At 59.1% G+C, this 24,039-nt stretch carries 13 protein-coding genes and 3 pseudogenes; 8 read left to right on the forward strand and 8 right to left on the reverse strand.

Annotated elements, in window-relative coordinates; genetic code table 11:
- Positions 1-585 (forward strand): FAD-dependent oxidoreductase (locus EOB49_RS08220; RefSeq protein ID WP_164781619.1); only part of this gene is annotated, 585 nt, incomplete at its 5' end.
- A gap of 69 nt (positions 586-654) precedes the next feature.
- Here the strand turns inward: EOB49_RS08220 and EOB49_RS37455 are convergent.
- A pseudogene (locus tag EOB49_RS37455) lies at positions 655-849 on the reverse strand (DUF459 domain-containing protein); the annotation flags it as partial.
- A 431-nt stretch (positions 850-1,280) separates the two neighbouring features.
- Between EOB49_RS37455 and EOB49_RS08230 the strand changes: the two are divergent.
- Entirely contained in the window at positions 1,281-2,018 is a 738-nt protein-coding gene (locus EOB49_RS08230) for a hypothetical protein (RefSeq protein WP_127322442.1), read from the forward strand.
- On the opposite strand, the pseudogene EOB49_RS36880 reads toward EOB49_RS08230, so the two are convergent.
- Both EOB49_RS36880 and EOB49_RS37460 read right to left on the reverse strand, forming a co-directional pair.
- Positions 2,015-2,233, reverse strand: a pseudogene (locus EOB49_RS36880) (helix-turn-helix domain-containing protein); the annotation flags it as partial. The gene EOB49_RS08230 and the pseudogene EOB49_RS36880 sit on opposite strands and share 4 nt — an antisense overlap.
- Before the next feature lie 398 nt (positions 2,234-2,631).
- On the reverse strand, positions 2,632-2,997 hold the full coding sequence (locus EOB49_RS37460; RefSeq protein WP_245472580.1) for an extracellular solute-binding protein: 366 nt from the start codon (positions 2,995-2,997) through the stop codon (positions 2,632-2,634).
- A 1,054-nt stretch (positions 2,998-4,051) separates the two neighbouring features.
- On the opposite strand from EOB49_RS37460, the pseudogene EOB49_RS08245 reads away from it, so the two are divergent.
- Positions 4,052-4,272, forward strand: a pseudogene (locus EOB49_RS08245) (insulinase family protein); the annotation flags it as partial.
- A 57-nt stretch (positions 4,273-4,329) separates the two neighbouring features.
- Positions 4,330-5,388 carry a class I SAM-dependent methyltransferase gene (locus EOB49_RS08250; RefSeq protein ID WP_127380698.1) on the forward strand — a complete coding sequence of 353 codons (1,059 nt, stop codon included), beginning with the start codon at positions 4,330-4,332 and terminating at the stop codon, positions 5,386-5,388.
- Between the two features lie 607 nt (positions 5,389-5,995).
- On the opposite strand, the gene EOB49_RS08255 is transcribed toward EOB49_RS08250, so the two are convergent.
- From EOB49_RS08255 to EOB49_RS08270, 4 genes are read right to left on the reverse strand one after another with little or no spacing between them, the layout of a single operon-like run.
- Positions 5,996-7,051 carry a hypothetical protein gene (locus EOB49_RS08255; RefSeq protein ID WP_126057630.1) on the reverse strand — a complete coding sequence of 352 codons (1,056 nt, stop codon included), beginning with the start codon at positions 7,049-7,051 and terminating at the stop codon, positions 5,996-5,998.
- A complete protein-coding gene (locus tag EOB49_RS08260) occupies positions 7,048-9,114 on the reverse strand; it encodes a hypothetical protein (RefSeq protein ID WP_126057629.1) in 2,067 nt (688 codons plus the stop codon). The genes EOB49_RS08255 and EOB49_RS08260 overlap by 4 nt, the downstream gene beginning before the upstream one ends.
- A gap of 2 nt (positions 9,115-9,116) precedes the next feature.
- The gene (locus EOB49_RS36885) at positions 9,117-9,362 is read right to left on the reverse strand and encodes a hypothetical protein (RefSeq protein ID WP_148129478.1); all 246 of its coding nucleotides are present in this window, start codon (positions 9,360-9,362) and stop codon (positions 9,117-9,119) included.
- Positions 9,322-10,527 (reverse strand): metallophosphoesterase, encoded by a 1,206-nt coding sequence (locus tag EOB49_RS08270; protein ID WP_127319045.1) that lies wholly within the window; start codon positions 10,525-10,527, stop codon positions 9,322-9,324. Before EOB49_RS08270 ends, EOB49_RS36885 begins: the two co-directional genes overlap by 41 nt.
- A gap of 59 nt (positions 10,528-10,586) precedes the next feature.
- On the opposite strand from EOB49_RS08270, the gene EOB49_RS08275 reads away from it, so the two are divergent.
- Entirely contained in the window at positions 10,587-10,916 is a 330-nt protein-coding gene (locus tag EOB49_RS08275; protein ID WP_186815491.1) for a hypothetical protein, read from the forward strand.
- 21 nt (positions 10,917-10,937) lie between these two features.
- On the opposite strand, the gene EOB49_RS08280 is transcribed toward EOB49_RS08275, so the two are convergent.
- Positions 10,938-13,622, reverse strand: a complete 2,685-nt coding sequence (locus EOB49_RS08280) for an AAA family ATPase (RefSeq protein ID WP_126063811.1) — start codon at positions 13,620-13,622, stop codon at positions 10,938-10,940.
- A 671-nt stretch (positions 13,623-14,293) separates the two neighbouring features.
- Here EOB49_RS08280 and EOB49_RS08285 point away from each other — a divergent pair.
- Genes EOB49_RS08285 through EOB49_RS08295 form a run of 3 tightly spaced genes read left to right on the forward strand, consistent with a single transcriptional unit; the run spans position 14,294 to position 24,025 of the window.
- Positions 14,294-20,257: a DUF3320 domain-containing protein gene (locus EOB49_RS08285; RefSeq protein ID WP_127319047.1), complete on the forward strand. Its 5,964-nt coding sequence runs from the start codon at positions 14,294-14,296 to the stop codon at positions 20,255-20,257.
- 13 nt (positions 20,258-20,270) lie between these two features.
- Complete coding sequence (locus EOB49_RS08290) at positions 20,271-21,395, forward strand: DNA repair exonuclease (protein ID WP_126057626.1); 1,125 nt, start codon at positions 20,271-20,273, stop codon at positions 21,393-21,395.
- A complete protein-coding gene (locus EOB49_RS08295; RefSeq protein ID WP_126063810.1) occupies positions 21,392-24,025 on the forward strand; it encodes an ATP-binding protein in 2,634 nt (877 codons plus the stop codon). Before EOB49_RS08290 ends, EOB49_RS08295 begins: the two co-directional genes overlap by 4 nt.
- Positions 24,026-24,039: the final 14 nt, after the last annotated feature.

Raw genomic sequence — 24,039 nt, forward strand, 5'->3', positions numbered from 1 at the left:
CATGTCGTCGTCGTCGGCGGCGGCGATACCGCGTCCGACTGCGTCGGCACCGCCTTCCGCCAGGGCGCGGTCCGCGTCACCCAGCTCGACATCCGTCCGCAGCCGCCGGAAAAGGAAGACAAGCTTTCGGTCTGGCCCTACTGGGCGACCAAGATGCGCACCTCGTCCTCGCAGGCCGAAGGCGCCGAGCGCGAGTTTCAGGTGGCGACGCTCGAGTTCATCGGCGAAGACGGCCAGCTGACCGGGGTCAAATGCTGCGAGGTCGACGAAAAGCGCAAGCCGATCGCCGGCAGCGAATTCGTCATTCGTGCCGATCTCGCGTTCATCGCCATCGGCTTTGCCGGGCCAGCCGCTCGCGGGCCGGTGTCGGAACTGGCCGGCCAGATGAAGATCGCCATTGACAGCCGCCGCTCGAAGAATGTCGAGGCCAATGACCGGGACTACAGGACCAGCGTCGAAAAGCTCTATGCGGCGGGCGACGTGCGGCGCGGCCAGTCGCTGGTCGTCTGGGCGATCCGCGAGGGCCGCCAGGCGGCGCGCGCCATCGATGAGGCGCTGATGGGATCGAGCGTGCTGCCGCGCTGAGTCCGTCTCGAGACCCTACTTGTGCGGCCACCTGAAGGCGCTTTCCGCCCTTCCGCTGCCCCGGGCAGCTTACGGACTGATCGCCGTGGTCGTTTCGGTTGTGGCCCCGGCCGCAGGCTGCCGCCTTGGCGGCCAAGAAAAATCGTCGGCGCGGCCGGGCGAAGCAGCGGGCGCCTTGCCCTCGACGACGAATTTTTCACCGGACCCGTCCGGCTTGGCCGGCGCTGCGGCACCGAGAAGTTCCGAACCGCCGTCGAATGCCGGTGATTGCGAGTCGGCGTCGGTAGCCGGGTCGGCGGCCTCAGTCTTTTCCTTCGAGGGTGGACTACGCTACTGGCCAGTACCGGCAACGCATCGAAGGAACTTTACAATCATAAAGGTACGTCACTGGTCTCGCGGCTCACCTATGACGATCTAGACGCGCATTCGAGTGAAGTCTTCTTCAACGCGATCCACAATCCGACTGGCATTTTCGTAAAGGCCTCCTCGGTGCGGGCGGCATCAGGGAGGGTTTTCTCATGACGAGGACTTCTTACGGAAATGGGGGGCTACTCAAACACATTCAGTGATCAGCGCGGGGGCGGCGTCAGCTATTTCACCGCCGATCTTGGATATAATTTCTTGAATTCACCGCGCTACCGCATCGGTGCTTTTGTTGGCAACAATTTCTGGCACGAGAGCTACGACGCTTTCGGTTGCACGCAGCAGGCGACCAACTGGGGAACCTGTGTGCCAACCGTCCCACCTACTTCAACCTCATCAGCCAGGACAACGATTGGCATTCGCTGCGACTCGGCTTGGCCGGGCAGACGCAACTCACCGAGCGACTCAGCCTTTCTGGTGACGTGGCGTTCCTCTTCACGCGGCTCGACGGCAAAGATCAGCACCACATGCGCCCCAAGATCAAGCTAATTCCCGAAGACGGCGATGGGCATGGCGTCCAGCTCGAGGCGATGTTGCGGCCGTGGCGAATAACGGCACCGCTCATTTCGAAGAGGCAATGGGCGGTCGTGGTTCCCCGCAGGCCGACGATTGGAAGGCAAAGCGCTACGGCGTTTTCGTGCAGGCTAGCATCAAGTTCAACTGAGAGAGCAAGAACCGAGGAGAGCGGCGATGCCACTCCAGCTCATTACGATCGTTGGATCAACAGAAGGAAGTTTTCCGAAGAGTTCTGCAGGCGTGCGCAAAGTCGCCAGACAAAGTTCTCTCGGTCCATAGTGTACGTGCCGTCACGCCCGTTCTCGACATGGTTGAATGATACGTCCCGCGCGATCGATCAAAGTCGTTTTTCATTGGTTTTCCGGAAATCGCGGGTAGCACAGCGTGCTGTGACCCTCGCCTGCTGGTTTTCTGTCAACGCGCAGATGAGGGAGAATGAGCGTACAGCAAAAATCATCAGTGCTGTCGCTTTCGCCAAAGCCCGCCGCAGCTAAACGGGGTCCCACGCCCGGTAGCGCCCCCTGCCGGTCACCTCACGGATGCCGAGTTCGGCACCAGCCCGAGCGCAGCGCGCTGGCTAATTTTCAGCTCGGCCGCGACCAGGCCTGCCGACACCAGCGGCCGCGCCAGCACCAGCTCGATCAGCGCCGGCAGGCTCGAGTTTTTTGCGCCGGTTCCTGAGCCGGCGCTCCATCTGGCTTTTGGCCAGCGCCTGGATGATTGCAAGGCTGAAACAGTCGATGGAACGCCCCTCCAGCGAAGCCGAACCGGACGAGGCGCGCGCGCCAGGGCCTTCGCCTGCCATCGGCACGCTGGGTTTAAGTGCTTGGGGTGACACGGCGTGATCTCCGCCGTTGGCGGGAACAGGGCAGTGCAATAGTACTGCCCTGTTCCTTTTGATCAGAGGCCAGTGCGGATTTCTTCGGCAAGCGCCCTCAACGTCGTCTCGACGTCATCGCCGTTTGCCATCTTCTGCATCGCCACGGCCCATGCGTTCATGGCTTCGCCGAAGCCGACACGCGGTGTGAAAGCCAGCGCGGCTTGATCCTGTATCTTTTTGAAGCTGTCAACGAAGTTGTTGAACTCGGGCTGCGAAGCGTACTTAGTCTAGGTATCGTCCTGCCAGGTCGACGTGCGCGGCGGATTGACGAGCTGGCCAGCAAGGGCACCCTTGAGCGCCACCTGCTTGGAGGTGGCCCACGGGATGAACAGCCAGGCCGTGCCCTTCTTTTCGGAAGCCGCGTTCATGGCGAGAGCCCAGATCCAGATGTCAGAATCCAAGCTCGTGGCGCTCGGTGCGTGCAGCGGCGGAGCGAAGGCGATCTTGCCGGATGCCGGCTTCCCCGCAACATCGTTCCAGAAGCCGAACATTTTTGAGTCGATCGTCATCGCGCTGCGGCCGGACGAGATGCCGTCCACGACCTGGTTCCAGTTATCATTGGCGAAGGAAGGAGCCGCGCACTTCTTGATCATGTCCGAATGTAGTCGTATCCAGCATCGGTAAGCTTCGGATCACTCAGGTATTTGTCCAGCAGGCGCCACTCGGAGCGAGGTCCTACGCGGGCTGAATGCCAGTGCCGAACACATCCCATGCTGGCGACTTCGTCGTCAGTTGGATCGTCATCTTGTTCCAGTAAGAATCGTCTGGGTAGAGTTCCGGCGTGACCTTGATGCCGGGTCAGCTTCTCGAACTCCGGAAAGTTGCGCAGCGAGAGCATCCGCATAGGGGTGGATGTCGTAGGCCCAAGTTATGCTGGTCCCTTCGAATTGACGCCAGTTCACGGTGTCGGCAGCGGCCGAATTAGTGAGCGATGCCGAAACGGCAAGAAACGCCAAGTCAAAAGCAAGCTGTTTGCGAAGCGACGCGCACCTGTAACGAGTACGGGGAATGAGCGACCCATGTAATCCTCCCTGGGGCATTTTGCCAATTTTTGGGTCCACTCCTCCATCCCGAGTTTGCTCATAGCCACAATAAGCGGTTTCCAACGACCTCGCTCTGAATGCACCAGGCCAACTGGGTAAAAACGGGTAACCGGCACTTAAAGGCGATGTAGTATCGCCACCAGAAATACTGCTCCGTGGTGCTGGCCTTTGCCTGGGGGCGCAACACGGCAACTACCCGCTCAAAACGGTTGGTCCTCTACCTCTTATTCACCGTCGCTTTCCTCGCGGCCTAACCCGGCCGGAATATCCGTTGCCAGAAAAAGGCCTCGCGGCCGGTTCGAGGCGCATCCCTCCTCCGAAGCAGCACGCTCAAGTATCGTCACAAGCCCCGAGCGCTTCGCGTTCGGCGATGTCCAAATTCCGACAATGTCGGATACAGTCAGATCTACTGGATTGCGTTTGAATGGTTTTCTCATTTGGCACAGTACATGCGGGTCATCCGCAAAACACGTGACCGACCAACAAGAGTTCGCATGATCACCTTACCACAACATACAGCCGCCGCGGAACAATCACTTGGCCCCTGATCGCCCGCCCCGGCACCACAACCGGAGTCATCGATGTTCTGACAGGCTGCCCAAGGATACCTGCTGCAACAGGGCTTGCCCTGGTGACGACCACTCCGGCTCCGCCGGTTACCGACGAGGGCAAAGTGACGGATTTCCTGCTTTTCAACGGCATGGAGGTGGCTGTCATTCCCGACCACCGCGCCGCTCGTCACCGATATGGTCTGGTGCAGGATCGGCAGCGCGGATGAGCCGCCGGGGATATCTGCATGTCTTCGAGCATCTGATGCTCAAGGCGCCTCATGACGAGCACGGCTCCGTCGCCTGGAGAGATTGAACCCAAAGGGAGATTCAGATGTCTGAAGCGAATCAGGAAAAGTTGGACGCATTCTTGGGGAAAATGGTCGGCGATCTCGGTGCGATCGCAACGGGCGCGGGAGTCCTGCTGGGGGACAGACTCGGCCTGTTCAAGGCATTGCGCGAAGGCGGCAAGATGACGGCCGCCGAACTTTCGACACGCACCGGCACCCAGGAACGCCTCGTAAGGGAATGGCTTTCCGGGCAGGCGGCGGCGGGTTACGTCGACTACGATGAAGCGAGCGACAAATTCTATCTCAACGCCGAGCAAGAGCTGGTGTTCGCTGATGAAGACAGCCCGGCCTTCATGGCAGGCGCATTCGAGTTCCTGTCCGCGCTGTGGCTCGATGAAGAAAAGGGGAGGCAGGCATTCCAGTCCGGCAAGGGCGTCGGGTGGCACGATCATAGCGCGTGTCTGTTTCGCGGTACGGAACGGTTCTTCCGTCCAGGCTACAATGCCAATCTGATCGACTCCTGGCTGCCGGCCTTGGAGGGCGTCGTCGAGAAGCTCGAACGCGGCGTGGACGTCGCGGATGTTGGATGCGGTCATGGTGCATCGACCGTGCTCATGGCACAGGCCTTCCCCAATTCGCGCTTCGTCGGCTTCGACTATCATGCCCCCTCGATTGAGCGCGCCCGCAAGGCGGCCGAGGTAGCCGGCGTCGGCGTTAACACGCGGTTCGACGTGGCGGCCGCCAAGAGCTATCCCGGAACGTATGACCTCGTCACATTCTTCGATTGCCTTCACGACATGGGCGACCCGACGGGCGCCGCCACCCATGTCCACGGATCGCTCAAGCCGGACGGCACGTGGATGATCGTCGAGCCGTTCGCGCATGATCATCTGGCGGCGAACCTCAATCCCGTCGGCCGCGTTTACTATGCCGCTTCCACTTTCGTGTGCACGCCCGCATCCGTGTCGCAGGAAGTCGGGCTCGCGCTTGGAGCCCAGGCCGGTGAGGCGAGGCTGCGCAAGGTTGTGACCGGCGGCGGCTTCAAGCGATTGCGTCGCGCCGCGGAGACACCGTTCAACATGGTGCTGGAGGCCCGCCCTTAGCGTGGCCGTCGCCAGAAATTGCAGCTCATCGCATTTGATTGAAGATCACCGCCAAAAATCCGGACGCATCGGGGACATTTTCAAGGCGCCTGGGTTCACGCAGAGGTCGCTGCCGAGTTGTGTGCCAAGAGTCCCATACGTTGCGGCTCAGAAAGGACCCGACGCACGGCTACGAACATGCCCATAGTGATGGCCGCTATAATCACATATGCCCACCATGGCGCGTTCACAAAGCTGGTAAGCCACGTCGCACCGAACGCGCTTACGACAAAAACGAGAGCCTCGATAAAATGACTGAGCCTGTACACATTCAGTCGTCTCATCCTCATACCACCCATCCAAAGACTGAGCTTGTTGCGCTACTGCGACAGAGCCTAACATATTGGAGAGCGCTCACTATTTCTATGCTAAACAGTCTCGCCTGAGTATATGTTTTGAGTCGCTAATTATGGAATTCTGCCAGTCTGCATTTCCCCCTGATCTGATGTAGAGCAGCTTCTAAGTGGGAATTAGTCCCCCATCGACCGGATCGGGCGACACGAACATGCGCTGAAGGCTTGGCGGAACGGCTACTGGGACCATGATGCTACTCGAATGCAAGATCGTGTCAGAACGTCCCGGGAAGGCTGCAGGCAGGGGATGTCAGGTCAATCAGCCTATAGATATGATACCGCCCATTCGCTGAGACTTCACGATGGGCATAGGAGGTGGGAATTCGTGCCTTGAGATGGACGCGGCTGTCGGAGCAGGCGAGCACGGCAGCAGCGATGGCCTGAACCTTCGGGCCGCTGACAAAAACGTTCACCACCGCACGCGAGCCGAACCCGTCGAGATACGTCTCGAAAGCATCGAGGTGGGCCATCAGCCCGAAAGCCTGGATGTCGCGAACTTCGCCATCTTCGAGCCGGTGGGTTTCACGTACCTTGGCCACCTGTTGATCGAGCAAAGCATCGATATGCGCATTCTTCTCGCTTCTTGGGACGAGGAGCGAGATCCGTTCCGGACTGACGATATCGATCAATCCGTAGAATACGTCGGCATCTCCTCCGATCCCCACGAGCAGGACTTTCTCTTCGCCCATTCCTCCGCTGCCTTGAAGATGAGGGACGGTGACGTATCGGTCCAAGCCGCTGGAAAAATCCTCTTTGCCGATCGCGTTCCCGTAGATACCTTCGGCGTACCCGAATTCGAGAGACTGAATCGACATTTTCTTGAATGCCACCGCAATCAGCCATTGGATGTAGATTCGCGGCATCGTCGAGCACTCGACGAAAACCTTCCGCAGGCTTCCTTCGTATGAGCCACATGAAGCGGCCATCTGAGTGAGCAGGTGATCGAGGAGATTGATGTTCTTCTGATACTCGATGGAAGGCTCGAGGGTGATCGCAGTCACTTCGACGCCCCATCGGGTACCCATAGCGATGAGCTTTCGCCGGTTTTCTTCGACGGCTGGGACGTTCGCTTCCTTCAGAGCAAAGTCCAGAACCACGATTTTGCCGACCTTCAGGTCAAGATGGTTTTCGAACGCGGCGAAACGCGTTTCCCATCCAAGCGCGACGATCGCGATATCTGCCTCCATCGTTTCGCAGGTACCTGCATCTCTCGCCTTCTCAGTGACGGCCAGATGGCCGAAGACTCGATACTCGACAGTTGAAGCGGTCATTCGAGATCGCTCTCGAAAAGCGAGTGCTGGAATTCGGTCTTGAGTGCGGGCCGCGCGACGAGCTCCTTAAACACCGAGTCGGCCCAGTCTTCTGGGAGCCGATGCCTGGTAAAAAGCAGGTCGACCATCTGCGCCGCAGGGATTGTGTTGATTTCGTACGGGCCGCGATAGGAGAACCCGAAGTAAGGTGCAAATCGCCGATGCAATCTGATCAGCATCTCCTTCGATGCGGGGTCGGCGCGGTCCACCTCAAAGTTGCCGGCGGCGGAGACCTCCCGGATAAACCCATCCCTTTCCGCCCGACGCAGGACCTCGTCCAGTTTTCCGCTGGGTTGCTCCAGTCGGTTCACCAGCGAGCGCATTTCCTTTAGATCAACCCTGAAAATGCCTCTCTCTGTCGTTCCTAGAGCATTTTCTTCGGCAAACTCTGTCTGGAGGCGAGCGGTCAGGTAACCCAACGCCCGCACCATGCGCACGCTCTCTTCTTCGTACGGATGTGAAAGCGCCTGAAGTCCATCAAGCTTCCGTTGAGAGGCGGCGTTCACAGCCTGTCTCTGCTGTTCGAGATGAATCTGTAAATCCGAGTTGATGAATTCCACCAGTTTTCGTGGATCACTGGAACTCGGAACACTGCGGCGGAAGATCTCTCCCATTATATCAAGGAAATCGCGTATACAGACGTCGCTCAATGATGTGATGATCTGGTGCCCTACGTACGGGTAGTCATGCAGACGCAGCATCTGGCACGCTTTCAGAAAAGCCCATCCCTGTTTCCGGGCGATCGACCTCTTCAGATTTGAAGCATCCGCCTTGCTCATGGGCCGGCGCTTGATTTCCGGGTTCATGAGCGCGAGCGCCAGCCCTTCGGCATAAGGGCGCGCTTTTCGATCAAGAAGGAATTGCTGCTGATCCGCCGTCCTCAAATTCACGGAGAGGAATTCACGTGCTGCATCAGCAAGTGCCACAAGCTCTTCTCTGCCCTCGGAATGACCCGATATGATAACCCGCTCGATGATGTCATTGACGGAAAGCCGCCCCAGCCGGTTTTTGAGCGAAAACGCGCTGAGCGCATCGTTGCGCTTGAGATCACTCCGCAGATGGTCAGGAAGCGCATAGTAGAGCCGAAGCGACGACACGTTCTCGCACAGCGTGGCGAACTCCCTCGGATCGACTGAATCAAGATTCTCGACGTCCCGGTCAGCATTCGAGAGCGACTGGCCGGGTATGATCGTCCGGATCGTGTCGTAAAGGCCGCCGATGTAGGCGAGGACCCATTTCACATTGCCGCGCGTCTTCCTCACCAAGGTGTTCAGGAACTGCTGTTGGAGCGGTGTCAGTGCCTCACAGTCGTCAATCAGGATCTTGAAGAAGGGCGCCCTGTCACCGGCGAAAGATGGGCCATTTAAAAGTGGGGTGATCGCGGTCGCGACCTTGTTAATGATCGCGCCAGGGTCTGTCGCTCTGAAGCCGGTCGCTCCCTCATCGGCGGCAAAGAAGAACGCGTTGAAGCATTCGTCGACGTACCGGGTTATCCCACCCCGCAGCTCATCTATGCTGAAGAAGTCGAGACGGGCAGGTTGGGGTATGAAGTGCAGCACTTCGCGATGCAGTGCCAAGGCGACGTCCCTATCTTCAGAGGCCCGGTATTTCAAGTGGCTGTCGCGTCTGAGCTGGCTGATGCTCTCGAGCAGGCGTTCGACTATCTTCAGCTCCAGATAGTGAGAGAAGATTACGAATTGCCGCGGGATCACGGCGGCCGTGTCGAAGCGTATCCGCTCCGGAATGAGGTTCAGAACCGCGTTGTCGATTAGGGGCGAAAATGTCTCATTGAGCTGGAAGAAGACGCCATACCAGCCGAGCTTGCCGACTTGGTCCGCGAGACTTTTGTCTTCGAGGATATGAACTGTGGAAAGCGAGCGAAGAATACTGGTCTTGCCGCTGCCTCTCGTCCCTGCGACGAAGACCGGCTTGGCGGCGGCAGAAATCAAGGCCGACTTCTGACTGAACCACAGTATCGGGCGACTTTCGTACTCGATCCTGTTGGGGCCGAACGGATTCTCCATCTCTATTCGTCCCTTACCTTAATGCGCCAAGCCGAGTTTGCCTTCGTGAGGCCGTCTATCTCGACGAAGCGCGCCGCTTGGAGCATCAGAAGAGAGTCTTCCAAATCTAGCCCGAGCTCGGCGGAGGCGGCAATCTCAGTGATCTCGTCCCAGAAGAGTAACCCATTCCCGCGCCTGGTGGCATGGTCGCGCAGTCGGCGCATCAGGTCAAACGTGTCGTTGTTCAGAAAGGCCTTGCCGTTGGACATAGTCGAGATGAAGCAATGTTCGCCTTCCATGACCGTCCCGTCGGCGACATTGGTGCGGTAGGGTATAAGTCGGATGCCGACGAGCTCTCCCTGGTGCTGAGATGCAGATCAATTTGCCGTCCGGAAACCTTGGATCGTTGACGATCTCGACCGGATCGGCATGTATGTGTCCATGCAGGTAGACGATAGGCTTGTTGCCCTGCAGCAGCTGAGTTCTGACAAATCCGCTGTTGAGCATCTCCGCGTATGGCGTAATGCGCGGAGTCTTTTGTGGCAGCAGATTGTGATGGCCGATCATGATGCCGTAACGCATGTCGGGCTGCTGGAGCAATTCCTGTAGGCCTGCAAGCATCTCACGCGAGATGTATGGCGTGTCCATCTGACCGTAATACTCGTCGTCGGACGCCTCCTTGTCTGGATCGCTGGGAGGTGTCGCGGGCGAATGTCCCGAGGTGTCCGGCGAACCGAGATCTACAGGTTCTGTAGAAGGACCGAGTGCCTCGAGACGATCACGAAGGAACGCGGGAAGGTTCTGAAGCTCCCAACTGCCTATCGCTGTGTTGACGAGGATGAAGTTTGCGCCTGCGGATCCTGTCGGAAGTCTGAAGTGCACGGGTTGGTCCACGGGAACGGTCTGCCAACCCAAGCGGGCGGCTAAACTCGCCATTTCGCTGAATTTCTCAGTCGGTCCAAGTTCGCGCGCGTCATCACGGTTCACATCGTGATTTCCCGGTACGAATATCAACGGAAGCGCCTTTGAACTGCGCCCCTGTGCGCGGCAGAGCAACGTGAAATGCTGGAATGCCGAAGCAATGAAAGTCTTGTCGCCACGGCTCGTGAAATCCCCCATGAAGGCGATCGAATCCAAGGGCTTCGAAGTCGTCAGCCGCCGAAGCTTCGTCAAGACGGCACGCAGCGAAGACGCGCGTAGCTTCTGCGTTATTTTCGGAGCGAACTTGCTATCCTTGGCATCGATGTTGCTAGAGGAAGGATGCCAATCCGGATAGTGAATATCGCCTACTTGAAGGATTCGCACCCGTCGCATAACTCGCCCCCCCGCCGAGAGCCATAGACTAATCCGTTCGCTTTTGCCAAGCGCGAAACGATCATCCGACCGCATCGCCTGGAAAGCGCGTTTATCTTTTTGTTGGTAATGGAGAGGCACGACGCAATTGTGCCCCCGGTTGCTTGTCTGCCCACCAAATGGGCACTCAATCTGGGCGCATGGCTTATGATTTCTCGAGTTTGTCCCATAACGAGTTTGAGGATTTGGCCCGCGACCTCGTAGGTCGCGAGATCGACAAGCGTTTCGAGGCCTTTCCCGAGGGACCGGACGACGCGATGGATGGTCGACATGCCCTTGCCGGCGGCGACATTGTGCAGGCGAAGCACTACCAGCGGTCAGGCTTCTCGGCGCTGAAATCCAAGATGAAGAGCGAGCGCACAGCCATTGATGGCTTGGCGCCCTCGCGATACTTCCTCGTCACGTCGGCTTCGCCCGCGGCAGGCGGACACCGGCATGCGCAGCAGGATGAAGCCAGTGAGGGCCAGTAATACACGACAATAGTCATTAGGCTAGAGTACAGTCGCCTTGGGAGGCTGTTCGAATTCAATCCGGCGCTTTTCGGCATCCTTTTTTCGTTTGGTGGTGTCGATACGATATTGGTCAATTCCATCAAGATCGCTCTTCATATCGTTTGGTGTTGGAACTGGAATGGCCTTGGCGGACGCCATGTCATGTCCAGAACGCTCCGAAACTCGCTTCATGGCCCAATAGATTCGCTTGTGGTCTTCGTCCTCGACCACCACACCCTTCAGGCTCTGTGTCTTGACATCGCTGTTAAATCGCTCGACGACTTTACCGAGCAGGATTTCTTCAACGAGCCTCTCCCAGGTTTCCCGAAGATCGCTGTAGAAATCCTTCGCTGACCTTCGCCAAGCATCGGTGGTGAAATCAGTGGCGCCGTCGAAGCTCTTCAGGCGCGTCTTGAGAGTCTCGATGCGCTTCGTGACAGACTGTGCGATCCACGGCTCGTCAGTTTCGCTAATCAAGCCAAAACCGGCAGATTCGGACTTGTTGATGTAGTTTCGAACAAGGGGAATCGGCGGATTGGCCTGCGCAGCTGCGTCAACCACCTCGTTGAAGAACAGAAGATTATGGGTGAAAATAATAATCTGACGTCCTGTGGCCGCTTCTTTTACGAGCCTTGCCGCGACCCGCCTGATCCGAACATGGTCGAGAGATGACACGGGGTCGTCGATGATCATGCCTTGACGCGATGTGTCTCCTCCGACCTCGGCTAAGAAACAGGCCAGGGCAAGCGCGCGCTGCTCTCCTTCGCTTAAGACCTTGCTGTTTGAGATCGCTTTTGCCGCGTTGAGCCCGACCTCGAAATAGCTCTGCCCATCTTGACTACGATCATTAACTGCGAACGGGATGTGCGTTAACGCCAGAGTCTCAATCTCGGCGACGACGCGCTTTTCGAGATCCTGCATGACGAGGCTTCGTCGAAGCGACGTCATCTGCCGTGACACCGAGCCTGTTTCGACAGCATCGCAGCATGAGAGAAGCTTGCGCCGCTCTTCGAGATTCGCCAAGCGCGCGAGAACGATGGTGAGATCGTCGCCCAGTTTTTTCCGATCCTTGAGTGTATCGCGACGAGCTCGATCGGTAGCGCGGTTCCCGTCGTCGGCCGCTGCCTTGTCGTCCGTCAGCGCTTCGGCCTCTAGCGCCTCCGCCTCCGTTCGGAGTTTCGATGCAACTGGCGCCGCAAGTTGCGGGAACGCAGCGTACTCGGACAGCGCAGCCGCAACGACAATTGCATCACGCCTTTTACCTGCCTCGACATAATATGCCGAGATCAGGGCCACCATCGCCTTGCGTGCGGCGGACAGATCGCCAAACTCTCCGAGAGCCGCCTCAACCGCCTCCCCGGTCGCAATGGTGAGTCCTTTGATTTGGCGCAGGGCCTCTTCATGGGCAATAGATGCGACTTGCGCCGCCTTATTTGCGGCGCCCGTTACGAAGTCATTGAAGGATTGGATCCGCCCCGCGGCGTCCGCCGTCATCGGCTCCTGGCAGAGCATGCAACGATCGCCTTCCTGATCTGGCAAGTGCTGATGATCGATGCCAGTGACGCTCGCTAAATAGGCTCGTGCATGGTCGAACATATACCGCCAGGGAGAAAGCCCAACGCCGCTCAACGGCATAGTCGCGAACGCTCCTGAGGCGGCAAGTTGTGCAGCCTGCGCTGTAGAATCGGCTGTTGCATATAGATTGCGATAAATCTCGAGGGCCGCCGCTGAGAGAGCCGCGTCGATCTGTTCAGATGCAGTCAGCAGTTTTTCCAAGGCCGCCTTGGCACGCCGACGCTTTGTCGCCATCGTTGAAGGGTCGCTTGCCAGAGCCTGTTCGAGGCCAGCGAGATCAGCCATGTCCTGCTCTGAGAGGGCAGCGAGGTTTTTGATTTCGGCTGCGGAAGGCATCACGTCCTTTGACTTGATTTCGAGACGAGCCAGCAGCTTTACGACCGCGCCGGCAGCTGTGTACCCACTCGGCAATGGTGTCTTTAGGTTCTTTTCGATCGCTTTGATTTCTTCCCGGAAGTCGGCTTCGAGCTCGGTGCGGTGACGTCCATGGCTTTCGAGAAGCGCGATGGCTGCGGGCAGAAAACCGATACGGTTTTGCTTATCGACGTAGAGGCGAGCGTTCGCGGAGTCGAAAACGGAGATCCGTGCAATTGACGCGGGGGGCAGCGTTCCGTCCTTCCAGGTTATGGGGGTCGGTTCCGTAGCACCCTCTTCGAGAAACCGGACAAGCACTTCGGCTGGCGGTTTGGTGCCGATCTCGAACACGTTGCCAAGAAGATCATCCGCCGTCAGACTACGGCAAAGCTTCTTCGCGATCCGGCAATAGCCGCTCTTTCCGCTTCCATTGTCGCCGTAGATAATGGTGATGCCATCGGTGGCGAAACGCAGTTGCTGCTCTTCGGCGAGGCGGTTCAAATGCTTGACGGGGCCGAGTGAGCAAAGCACCGCGCGCGGCTCGTTCGAACTGTTGGCCCTCAAATGCTCCGCCGAGAGCGGAGAGCATTCGGGCAGATCAGCGGTAAATCCACCGACGTGGCGGACCCGAGCTGTTACACCGGCCTTATCCTCCTGCTCGAGGTTGAAGCCCGGCCGCGCGGCGTGTCTTCTTAAGGCATCCCTAATCCAGTCGGGCTGCTTATCCGCCCATTCCAAAAGTCCAACCTCGGCCATTCCTGCCCCCCGAATCTTACCATCATTATACTTATTGATCTGTCCAGATTCGATGAATTCGCTTGTCTGGACAAATTTTCCTCGCGATCGCACATAGAGTGCTGGAGATGTACCAAATAAATGACCTCCCCCCGCGCCGCTAGGTCAGCAAACAAATGCTTCAGCGATCAAACGTCTCCACAACGACATCAGCAATCAAAGGCATTGGACCGCGCGCACGAATTTAGGTAGCCGGCAACGCGTACGAGGAGATAGAGCTGGAAGTGCGTGCCTTTCGATAGTCTATGGGCGGAATTCGACCGCCTCACCGATAGGCCGATCGAGGTTCGCCGTCACTGTCGGGCTGGGTCCGAGTCCGCGATAGGCGCCACGACAGCGCTCGCGATAGGCGCGCAACGCTTGGTCCATGGCGCCCGGACCGCCACACATTTGCGGATGACGTCCTGCCCGTCTTGGGTTTCAGCAGCGTGCGCCGGCGCTCCGATTTCCGCGACTTTTGGATCCCCTCCAATCGTGACGACCGATTATCGCCTGTCTCCATTTCGACCGTTATCTGGGCGGTAACACTTTTAGAAATCTATGCTGCTGGACATAAGCGGCGACCATACCGAGAATTTACTTTCAAATTCTGGCGGCAAAGTTCTATCGTAAATGAAAATAGGGGATGGGGTATGGAAACGAGTTCGGAGACTGGCGATGCTGCCGGTATATCAGCCGCGCCCGTAATAGAAGTCGTGGCGGACATCGCCGCCAGCTTTACATATGCGTCCTTCCAAAATGCTATTCCGGTGATCCGGTCTATCGCGCTCAACAACCCGACCCAGCAGGGTTTCGAAAAATGCACTCTCGAGCTGACATCGAACCCCCCTTTTTTGCGCGCCAAAAGCTGGACAATTGATCGGATCGTTGCTGGCGACCGGCTTCCCTTAAGCGATCGAAAAATCGATCTCGACGCCGGCTATCTGGCCGGTCTCAACGAGGCTGAGCGCGGGGAGATAACGTTGCGCCTAACCTCAGGAGGCGCAGTGCTGGCCGAGCAGCGCGTTGCGGTGCGCCTGCTTGCCCGCGACGAATGGGGTGGCGTCGTCGATATGGCGCAATTGCTCGCCGCATTCGTCATGCCGAACGACCCGGCGATCGCAGGACTGCTGCGTTCCGCAGCGGAGCTGCTCGCAGCGCATGGTCATCCTTCCAGCCTCGATGGCTATCAAAGCGGCAATCCGCAACGCGCATTCATGCTGGCGGCCGCAATTTATTCGGCCATTGCTGGCCTATCGCTGCATTATGCAGAGCCACCTGCGAGCTTCGAAAGCCGCGGCCAAAAAATTCGACGTCCCTCAATTATTACGGCAGAAAAGCTGGCAACCTGTCTCGATACCAGTCTGTTATTCGCGTCCGCCCTGGAGGCGACGGGCTTGCATCCCGTCGTTTTGATGTTTCAGGGACACGCGGCCGTCGGCGTCTGGATGACACAAAGGACGCTCGCCAACGCCATTGAACCCGATGCCATGGAGGTCCGCAAGGCGCTGGCATCGCGCGAACTCATCGTGTTTGAGACGACAGGCGTGACGCATCGGCCGGCGATGACGTTGGAGGCTGCCCAACACGCAATCGAACAGCGGCTCGACGAAACGCAGGTAGCCACCTTTGTCGCAGCCATCGATATACGCCGCTCGCGCAGCGGCGGCATCACACCGCTTGCTTCGCACGAACCGACGCGCCGCAGCGTGGATGCAGAGGTGGCAACCGAAATCGCGTTGCCGTTGCCAGCCGCACCGGCCGTGGTAGCCCTGCCGGTCGAGATCGTCGAGGTAAAGCCGACGACAGCGGCCGGACGGATCGACCGCTGGCAGAAAAAGCTCCTCGATTTGACACTGCGGAACCGCCTGCTCAATTTTCCGGACTCCAAGAAGACAATTCCGTTTCTTTGTACTGACGTCGGCTACCTCGAGGACCGTCTGATGGCAGGCGCTTCGATCCGGCTGATTTCGCTCCCCGAACAGAATCCACTGGGCGAGCGGGATGCTGTCCTCTATCGCGAGGTGCACGGACGTGACCTCCAGCGTGGCTTTGCCGCGGAAGCGCTTCTGCGCGACGAGCTCCCGTCGACGCTCGATGGGCGTCAATTGGAATCCCGGCTGATCGATCTTTACCGGCAAGTGCGCAACGATTTTGCCGAGGGCGGCGCGAATACGCTCTTCCTGGCGGTCGGCTTCCTGCGCTGGAAGAAGAAGGCCGAGGACGAGCGCAGCTATCGCGCGCCATTGCTGCTCGTACCGGTCAAAATCGAGCGCCGCAGCGCAACATCGCATTTTACCTTGCGCTTCCATGAAGATGAACCGCGATTCAACGCAACCTTGTTGCAGTTTCTCGAACGCGACTTCGAGCTCAAACTGCCACAGTTTTCCGGTGAGCTGCCCGAGGACGAAAGCGGCGTTGATGTGCCGAGGCTGCTCGGTCTTATGCGCCAGGCAGTGCGCGACGTCCCCGGCATGGAGGTGGTGGACGAGACGGCGCTGTCGACCTTTTCCTTCGCCAAGTTTCTCATGTGGAAGGATCTGGTCGAGCGTACCGATGCGCTGCGCGAAAACCGTGTCGTGCGCCATCTGATCGACACGCCGGAGATAGCTTTCGAGGGCAATGGCGCATCATTCCGCGACGAGCGCGAACTCGACCGGCACTATGCCCCGTCCGACATGGTTTTGCTGCTGCCGGCCGACTCCTCACAGACCGCCGCAAGTCTTGCCGCCGCTGAGGGTCGCGATTTTGTCATCATCGGTCCTCCCGGCACTGGCAAGAGCCAGACCATTGCCAACATGATTGCCAACTGTCTTTCAGTTGGCAAAACCGTGCTGTTTGTGGCCGAGAAGACGGCGGCGCTCGATGTGGTGTATCGCCGCCTGCGCGAACATGGCCTGGGCGCGCATTGTCTCGAACTCCATTCCAGCAAGGCGGACCGACGCAACTTTCTCACCCAGCTCAGGATCAGCTGGGAAAGCGGCGTGCGCGTGGACGCAGCGGAGTGGATTGCGATCAACGAGCGGCTTCGCGTCCGTCGCGACGAACTGAATGCCTATGTCGAAGCGCTGCATCGGCACCATGTCAATGGTCTGACGCCTTATCTGGCGCTCGGCATCGCTCTCAAGAACAAGCGGCAGCACGCTCCGAGATTGTCCTGGCCATCGCGCGATTCCCATGACGAGGCAAACCGGCTGGCGCTGGAGCATATTGCCGCCGAAACAGGTCTCGCATTTCAGTCGGTGGAGATGCGGTCGGTCTTGCGTCTTATAGATGTCACCGAGTGGACGTCAGGCTGGCAGGACAATTTGCTCGAAGGGGCAAAGACCCTCAAGAATGCGTCCGAGGTTCTAGCGACCGCACTCGACGCCTTCCTGGTGAGCATCGGCCTGCGCGCCAAAGGCGACGCGTCAAAAGCGGAGCTCGAAGCGCTGCGAAAACTAGCAGCGGCACTCCAGGACAGTGCCGGCTATGACGTCAGCATTGTCTTTGATCGAGATTTCGCCCAGTTGCGGGGAGCCCTCGCCACTCTCAATGAGGCAATCGGAGACTATCGCAAGTCTCGCAAGGACCTGTCGGCCCGCTATGACGAGGCTGCCGTTGCGCGCATACGGGTGGAGGACATAGAGCAGCAATGGCAGCAGGCCGCTTCTGCATTCTGGCCAAACAGTCAGTTGGGCAAACGCAAAGTCCAGAAGCTGCTTCAAGGCTATGTCACAGAGGGGGTAGCCGATCCTCAGCACGACTTGCTGCTGTTGCGCCTGATGCAGGACCGCCGGGCCACTGTCGAAGCCAACATCCTATCTGGGAAGCCGATCGGATTTGCCGCACTTGATACCGACACCCACCGTATCGATCAGATACTCTCGATGGCCGAAAGGCTTCGACAGACGCTACGCCTGCCCGGCCTCGGCACGGAGGATTTCAAAGCGCTCCTGCAAGCAACCGCCCCGAGCCTGCGAAGCGGTGCAGCAGATAGCACGATGCGCTATGGGGCAGCCCGCTTCCTTGCGGCTTCTGCAGCATTCGAGGCTGCCAAGACCCAATTTGCGATCCCTGCTGGAAAGACGCCTTCTTGGGCAGAACATGATAACCCGCTGACCGAATTGACGACTGCGATGGGAGACTTGCTCGACGCCCGTCATCTTCTCCGGGACTGGACTTCGTGGTGCGGCATTCGTCGCAGGGCTGTCAGTCACAATCTGGGAGCGTTGGTCGACGATATCGAGGCGGGTCTAGTGCGACCAGCTGAAGCTCAATCCGCGTTCCGCCTGGCCTATGTACGCTGGTGGCTGCCGGCCACGCTGGATGCCGATCCGGTGCTGCGGAATTTCCGTCGCTTCCAGCACGAGCACGCCATCGAAGATTTCCGGGAAATCGACGATCTTGTCCGCGCTCAAGCAAGCCTTCGCGTCATCAGTGCCATCGCTCATGGTTTGCCGGCTGTGCAAGGCGTCCCGCGCAATTCCGAGTTGGGCCTGTTGCGCCATCAGATGGAATTGCAGCGGCCCAGCCGGTCAATCCGCGAGATGATTGGCGCGATGCCGACGAGCTTTGCCAAGCTCGCGCCGTGCATGCTGATGTCCCCTCTTTCAATCGCTCAATATCTACCGCCCGACCAAGCCCTGTTCGACGTGGTGATTTTCGACGAAGCATCGCAGATCACCACCTGGGACGCCGTCGGTGCCATCGCGCGAGCCCATCAAACCATAATCGTAGGCGATCCCAAGCAGTTGCCGCCCACCAATTTCTTTGGCCGCAACGAGGAGGACGAGGAAGTCGTCGAACACGAAAAGGATCTTGAGAGCATTCTCGACGAAGCCAAAGCGGCCGGCATCCCGGTACGTGACCTGCGCTGGCATTATCGTAGCCGCAATGAGTCGCTGATCGCCTTTTCCAACCATCACTACTATCAGAACCGGCTCATCACATTCCCTTCGCCAACGGTGGAAGATCGGGCAGTTCAGCTGCGAAAAATCACGACCGGCATCTATGACCGTGGCAAAAGCCGCACCAATCGAATCGAAGCCCAAGCGGTAACCGACGAGGCGGTCAGCAGGATGCTGCGTTGGCTGGCCCTACCGGAAAAGGACCGACCCACGCTCGGAGTCATCACTTTCAACGCGCAACAGCAGTCGCTCATCCTCGACCTTTTCGACAAGGCACGCCAGACAGAGCCGGAGCTTGAATGGTTCTTTGCCGACGAGCGTATTGAGCCCGCCATCGTCAAGAATCTGGAAAATGTCCAAGGGGACGAGCGTGACATAATCCTGTTTTCGATCACCTTTTCGCAAGATAATGCCGGCAAGCGCAGCATGGATTTCGGCGCGCTGAATCGGGACGGCGGCGAACGCCGGCTGAATGTCGCGGTGACGCGTGCGCGGCAGGAACTGATCGTATTTTCAGGTTTTGCCGCCGACCAGATCGACCCCAACCGAACCAAAGCGATCGGCGTACAGCATCTCAAAGCCTTTCTCGATTTTGCCGAACGCGGCGCTGTGGCATTGCCAGCGCAGGAACGCGGATCGGTCGGAGCCCTGGAATCCCCTTTCGAGGAGGCCGTCGCTGCCGAGCTTGAGAAGCGCGGATGGACCATCGTTCCTCAAGTCGGCATTTCGGGCTTTCGAGTGGATATAGGGATCCGGCATCCCGATCTCGCCGGCGCCTATCTGGCTGGGGTCGAATGCGACGGCGCGACCTATCACAGTTCTGCCACGGCGCGAGATCGAGACAAGGTCCGCGAGCAGGTCCTGCGCGGCCTCGGGTGGAACATTGTCCGGGTATGGTCAACCGATTGGTGGTTTGATCTCGAAGGTTGCACCGAGAGGCTTCATGCCAGCCTGGCCGCGCTGCTCGAGGAAAGCCGTCGCAAACAGGCTGAACAACAGGAAAGTGAAGCCGCGATCCATTGGGACATGGGACATAAGGTCGACCCCATGGACCCATTGCCAGCCGAAGACCTAGCATCGGCCGGCGAACCGGAACATCCGTCGATAAAATCAGAGCCAGAACTTGTCGCCGCTCCCCTCGCGACGGGAGAGCGCCCATCGGCATCTGCAGGAATTTTGCCTGCGGCCGCGCATTCGACGCATGATACCGTACCGACGGGCGGCCGTTATCGCCTGACTGATCTAACCGGATTTTCCACCAGCCCGGATCAGTTTTATGACTTCGTCTACCGAGGCACGCTGCGGTCCATGGTCGACGCGGTGATCGAGCAGGAAGGACCTCTGCGAGAAGACGTCCTTGCGCAGCGCATCGCACGGGCGCATGGCTGGCTCAGAACGGGCAACAAGATTCGGGAGCGGATCGACCTGCATCTGCGCGAGTTCGATAGAACTGAAGAATCCAGCGGCAGCTTCCTATGGAAGAGAGGGACGGTGGTCGACCTGCTTGATTATCGCATGCCGTTCGATGCCGATGCCCGCCGGTCCATTGCCGACATTCCAATCGCCGAGCTGGCCGCTGTCGTCGTTGCGAACGAGGACATTCTGGAACAGTCCGACCCCGCTCTCGACCTTGCACGTCTGCTCGGTGTCGAGCGACTTGCGGCGATTTCACGCTCCCGGCTGGATGAAGCCATCGATCGCGCCCAGCGCAACCTGGCATCGACATAGTCTCGGAGACTCCATGTTTCGATTCATCCACAGCTCCGATCTTCATATCGGCAAGCGGTTCGGCAACATGCCAGAGGATCTGCGCGGGCGGCTCCGTGAAGCGCGCCATGGCGCGATCAGCCGGCTGGCAGAGCAGGCACGCGTCCATGGTGCATCCACCATACTTCTGGCCGGCGATACGTTCGATACCGAAACGCCCACTCCAGCGATGTTGCGGCAGGCCATGGCCGAGATGAGCCAGAGCGCGCCTCTGCGCTGGATATTGCTGCCTGGCAACCATGATTCCCTGTTGGCTGATCAATTGTGGAGTGCAGCGGACAGCGTTGTGCCGGACAATGTCCTGCTGGCGACGCGGCCCGAAACCCTGACCATTGGCGCGGACGTGGCGCTGCTGCCTGCACCTTGCACCACCCGCAGACCCGGTCGCGACCTTACCGAGTGGATGAACAGCGCCGCGACGCCGCAAGGCGCCATCCGGCTCGGCCTTGCTCATGGCGCTATTCAGAACTTTTCCGAAGATTCAGCAGCGTCCGATGTCATTGCACCAGATCGCGCGACCAAGGCCGGCCTCGATTATCTGGCACTTGGCGACTGGCACGGACCCGTCACCATCAATGAGCGCAGCCGTTATAGCGGTGCGCCCGAACCTGACCGTTTCAAGCATGATACACCCGGTCAGGCCCTTGTCGTTTCCATTGCCGGGCCTGGCGCCGTGCCCGAGATCGTGGCCGTTGAAACAGCTAGCTTTTCCTGGAAAACCGCTCCCCTGCATCTGCTGTCTGGCGACGACAGCGCCGCGGCATTTGAAGCGTTGCTTCCACCGGCTCATCTGCGGCGTCAGACTTTGCTGCGAATTGCCGCGTCTGGCCGGGTGCGGTTAAGTGGGCGAACGATCCTTCAAGCGGCGATCGCGGTAGCCGCGCCCGACTTCGCCTATCTGGAACTGGACGGGGACGGGCTCGCGACCGACTGCGAAAGTGGCGATTTGGATCGGATCGACCGCTCTGGTGCCCTTCGCGAGGCAGCGCAGGCACTGTTGGATGAAAGCAGCGACGAAACCCGGTCGGCTGTCGAACGCGACATATCGCGAGAAGCACTGGTTCGGTTGTTCAGCTATTGCGAGGCGATGGGATCATGAAACTTACGGCCCTTCGGCTCCACAACGTCAAACGGTTCGCCGGGCAAGGCGTCGCCATCGAAAACATCGGCGACGGCGTCAACGTGCTTTGCGCGGTCAATGAGTTCGGCAAATCAACCTTCTTCGAAGCGCTGCACGCACTCTTTTTCCAGCCTCACACGGGCACACCCGAAGGCGTGCGACTGTTGCGGCCTTATAGTGGGGGCAATCCGGTGGTGGAGGCCGACATCACCACTTCAGAAGGACGCTATCGACTTGCCAAGCAGTTTTATGGCGGCAGGCTGGCCAGCGTTATTGACCTCGACGGCGGGCGACTGTTGGCTCAAGCCGATGAGGCCGAAGCCTTTATCGGCAAACTAATCCATGGCGGAAGCGCAGGACCGGCAGGATTGCTCTGGGTTCGCCAAGGGGTCACCGGCATCGAAAGGCGCAGCAAAAGCGAGGAGGACGGCGAAAAACGCGTGCGCGAAAGCCTACTGTCCTCGGTTCAGGGGGAAGTTGAAGCCCTGACCGGCGGGCGACGCATGGCCGAAATCGCCGCGGCATGTGAAGAAGAACTCTATAGCCTGGTTACGTCAACGCTGCGTCCCAAGAGCGGCGGTCTCTATGCGGCAGCGCTCGACGAGCGTGACAAGCTGGTGAAAGACGAGCAGCGTCTCAGCGCCGAAGTCACCGGTCTGCGCGATTCGCTCGACAAGCGGCGCATGGCGTTGGCGCGTCTGTCTGAGCTTGAAAACCCCGAAGAAGGCGCCACTCGGCGGGAAGCCATCTCGGCCGCGGAAGCCGCAGTCGAGGCCGCCAAATCGCACAGCGAAGCCTTGAAAGCCGCCGAGGCGGAAGCTGCCCTTGCCGCAATTCACCACGACGCGGCGCAGCAGGCCCTCGATAGTTTTCGGACCGCGCTCAAACGAGCCACGGATTTGCGCCAGCAGTCGACGATTGCGCAGCTTCGCCGCAGTGAGGTTCTCGATCGGCGCGCTTCTGCCATTGCCGAAAACGAACAAGCGATGGGCGAAGTTCAAGCAGCCGAACTGGAAGAGCGCGAAGCACGCGAATTGCTCGCGCGGCTGGATGCGACTCTTTTGGCGCGTGACGCTGCCGAACAACTGGCCGGCTCGGACAACCGGTTGAAACAAGCCGAAGTCGCCAGAACCCAGATCGAAGATGGAGAGGCAGCACTGGCGATGCTGGCGGTGCCGGAACAAGCTGTCGAGCAACTCCAGGCGCTCGAAATCGAGATCGCCAGCCTTCGTGCAGCTCACCTGGCAACCTTGCCGACGCTATGCATGGAATACCGGGACGGCGCCGCCGATTTGGTGACCATCGATGCCAAGCCCTTGCCCCATGCAGAAGACCAAAGCTTTGCTGGCACCGTACGCCTGGATATTGCCGGCATCGGAGCCTTGACCCTGCGATCGAATCGGCCGCAGCAGGCCGACCGGACCATCGAAGACGCCGAAGCGAAGCACCGCAGCCTGCTTGCGTCCCTCGGTGTCGATAGCCTCAGGACGGCACGCCAGCGCCTAGTGGAAGCGCGCGACAAAGCTACCGAACTGGGCTTGGCGCGTCAGCGACTTGCCGATCTCGCGCCCAAGGGGATACAGCAATTACACGAGGAGCTTGCTCGTCTGAGTGCCCTCGGGGCCGGGGACCTCGAACTCAAAGTCGATCCAGAACAGATCCGGCAACATCATGCCGCAGCCGAGCAGCGTGTGGCGACAACACGCAACAGCGTGCGCGAGGCCTTGCCTTTGCGCAGCCATGCCGACGAGGCTGTCATGGCTGCGGAGACGGCTTATGTCACCATCCAGGCGGAACTGACCAGCCTCGAGGTCATATTGGGACCCGATGCAGCGCGCGAGGAAAAGGGGCGCTTGCTGCTCACCGAGGCCACCGCACGACAAAAGCTGCGCGAAGCGGCCGAAATGCGCGCTGCTCCCCTGCGCGACGGCGCTCGCGATCTCACCAGCGCTGAAGCCGTTCTGCGCCGCGCCCGTTCGGTTCAGGATGCCGCCACACAGGAAGCAAGTCAGTTGCGTGTAACCCTGGCCGATCTCAATGGCCATATTCGCACTCGGTCCGACGACGCGGTGGAAGAAGCTTTGCGCGAGGCCACAGAAAAATTGGAAATCGCTGGAGAGCGAGCGAGACGCTTCGAATTCGAAAAAGCCGTCCTCGACCGGCTGCGCACGACGCTGGTCGCTGCGCGCTCGACGGCACGCGATCTTTATCTGAAGCCGGTCATGTCCGAGCTGCGACCGCTGCTTGGATTGCTATTCGATGACATCTCCATAGTGTTCGACGAGAACACACTGTTGCCACAGACCGTTCGCCGCAATGGTCAGGATGAGGATGTCGATAGGTTGAGTGGCGGCATGCGAGAACAGCTTTCGGTTCTGACACGTCTGGCCTTCGCCCGTTTGCTTGCCCGCGACGGCCGACCCACACCGGTTATCCTGGATGACGCTTTGGTTTATTCCGATGACGACCGCATCGAGCGCATGTTCGACGCTTTGCATCGTCAATCACACGATCAGCAGATTCTCGTTTTCTCCTGCCGCCAACGCGCGTTTGCAAAACTCGGCGGTAACATTTTGCAGATGAGCGACTGGCAACCGGGTCGGTCATAAGCGGAGATCGCGCA

It is taken from the genome of Mesorhizobium sp. M7A.F.Ca.MR.148.00.0.0 (assembly GCF_003997735.1).
GTDB lineage: Bacteria > Pseudomonadota > Alphaproteobacteria > Rhizobiales > Rhizobiaceae > Mesorhizobium.

Bases quoted from the DNA above. Each gene is read 5' to 3' on its own strand.
- EOB49_RS37460 (WP_245472580.1), bottom strand. From the start codon at position 2,997: ATGATCAAGAAGTGCGCGGCTCCTTCCTTCGCCAATGATAACTGGAAC.
- EOB49_RS08285 (WP_127319047.1), top strand. From the start codon at position 14,294: ATGGAAACGAGTTCGGAGACTGGCGATGCTGCCGGTATATCAGCCGCG.
- EOB49_RS08260 (WP_126057629.1), bottom strand. From the start codon at position 9,114: ATGGAGAATCCGTTCGGCCCCAACAGGATCGAGTACGAAAGTCGCCCG.
- EOB49_RS08275 (WP_186815491.1), top strand. From the start codon at position 10,587: ATGGCTTATGATTTCTCGAGTTTGTCCCATAACGAGTTTGAGGATTTG.
- EOB49_RS08295 (WP_126063810.1), top strand. From the start codon at position 21,392: ATGAAACTTACGGCCCTTCGGCTCCACAACGTCAAACGGTTCGCCGGG.
- EOB49_RS08290 (WP_126057626.1), top strand. From the start codon at position 20,271: ATGTTTCGATTCATCCACAGCTCCGATCTTCATATCGGCAAGCGGTTC.
- EOB49_RS08255 (WP_126057630.1), bottom strand. From the start codon at position 7,051: ATGACCGCTTCAACTGTCGAGTATCGAGTCTTCGGCCATCTGGCCGTC.
- EOB49_RS36885 (WP_148129478.1), bottom strand. From the start codon at position 9,362: ATGTCCAACGGCAAGGCCTTTCTGAACAACGACACGTTTGACCTGATG.
- EOB49_RS08250 (WP_127380698.1), top strand. From the start codon at position 4,330: ATGTCTGAAGCGAATCAGGAAAAGTTGGACGCATTCTTGGGGAAAATG.
- EOB49_RS08280 (WP_126063811.1), bottom strand. From the start codon at position 13,622: ATGGCCGAGGTTGGACTTTTGGAATGGGCGGATAAGCAGCCCGACTGG.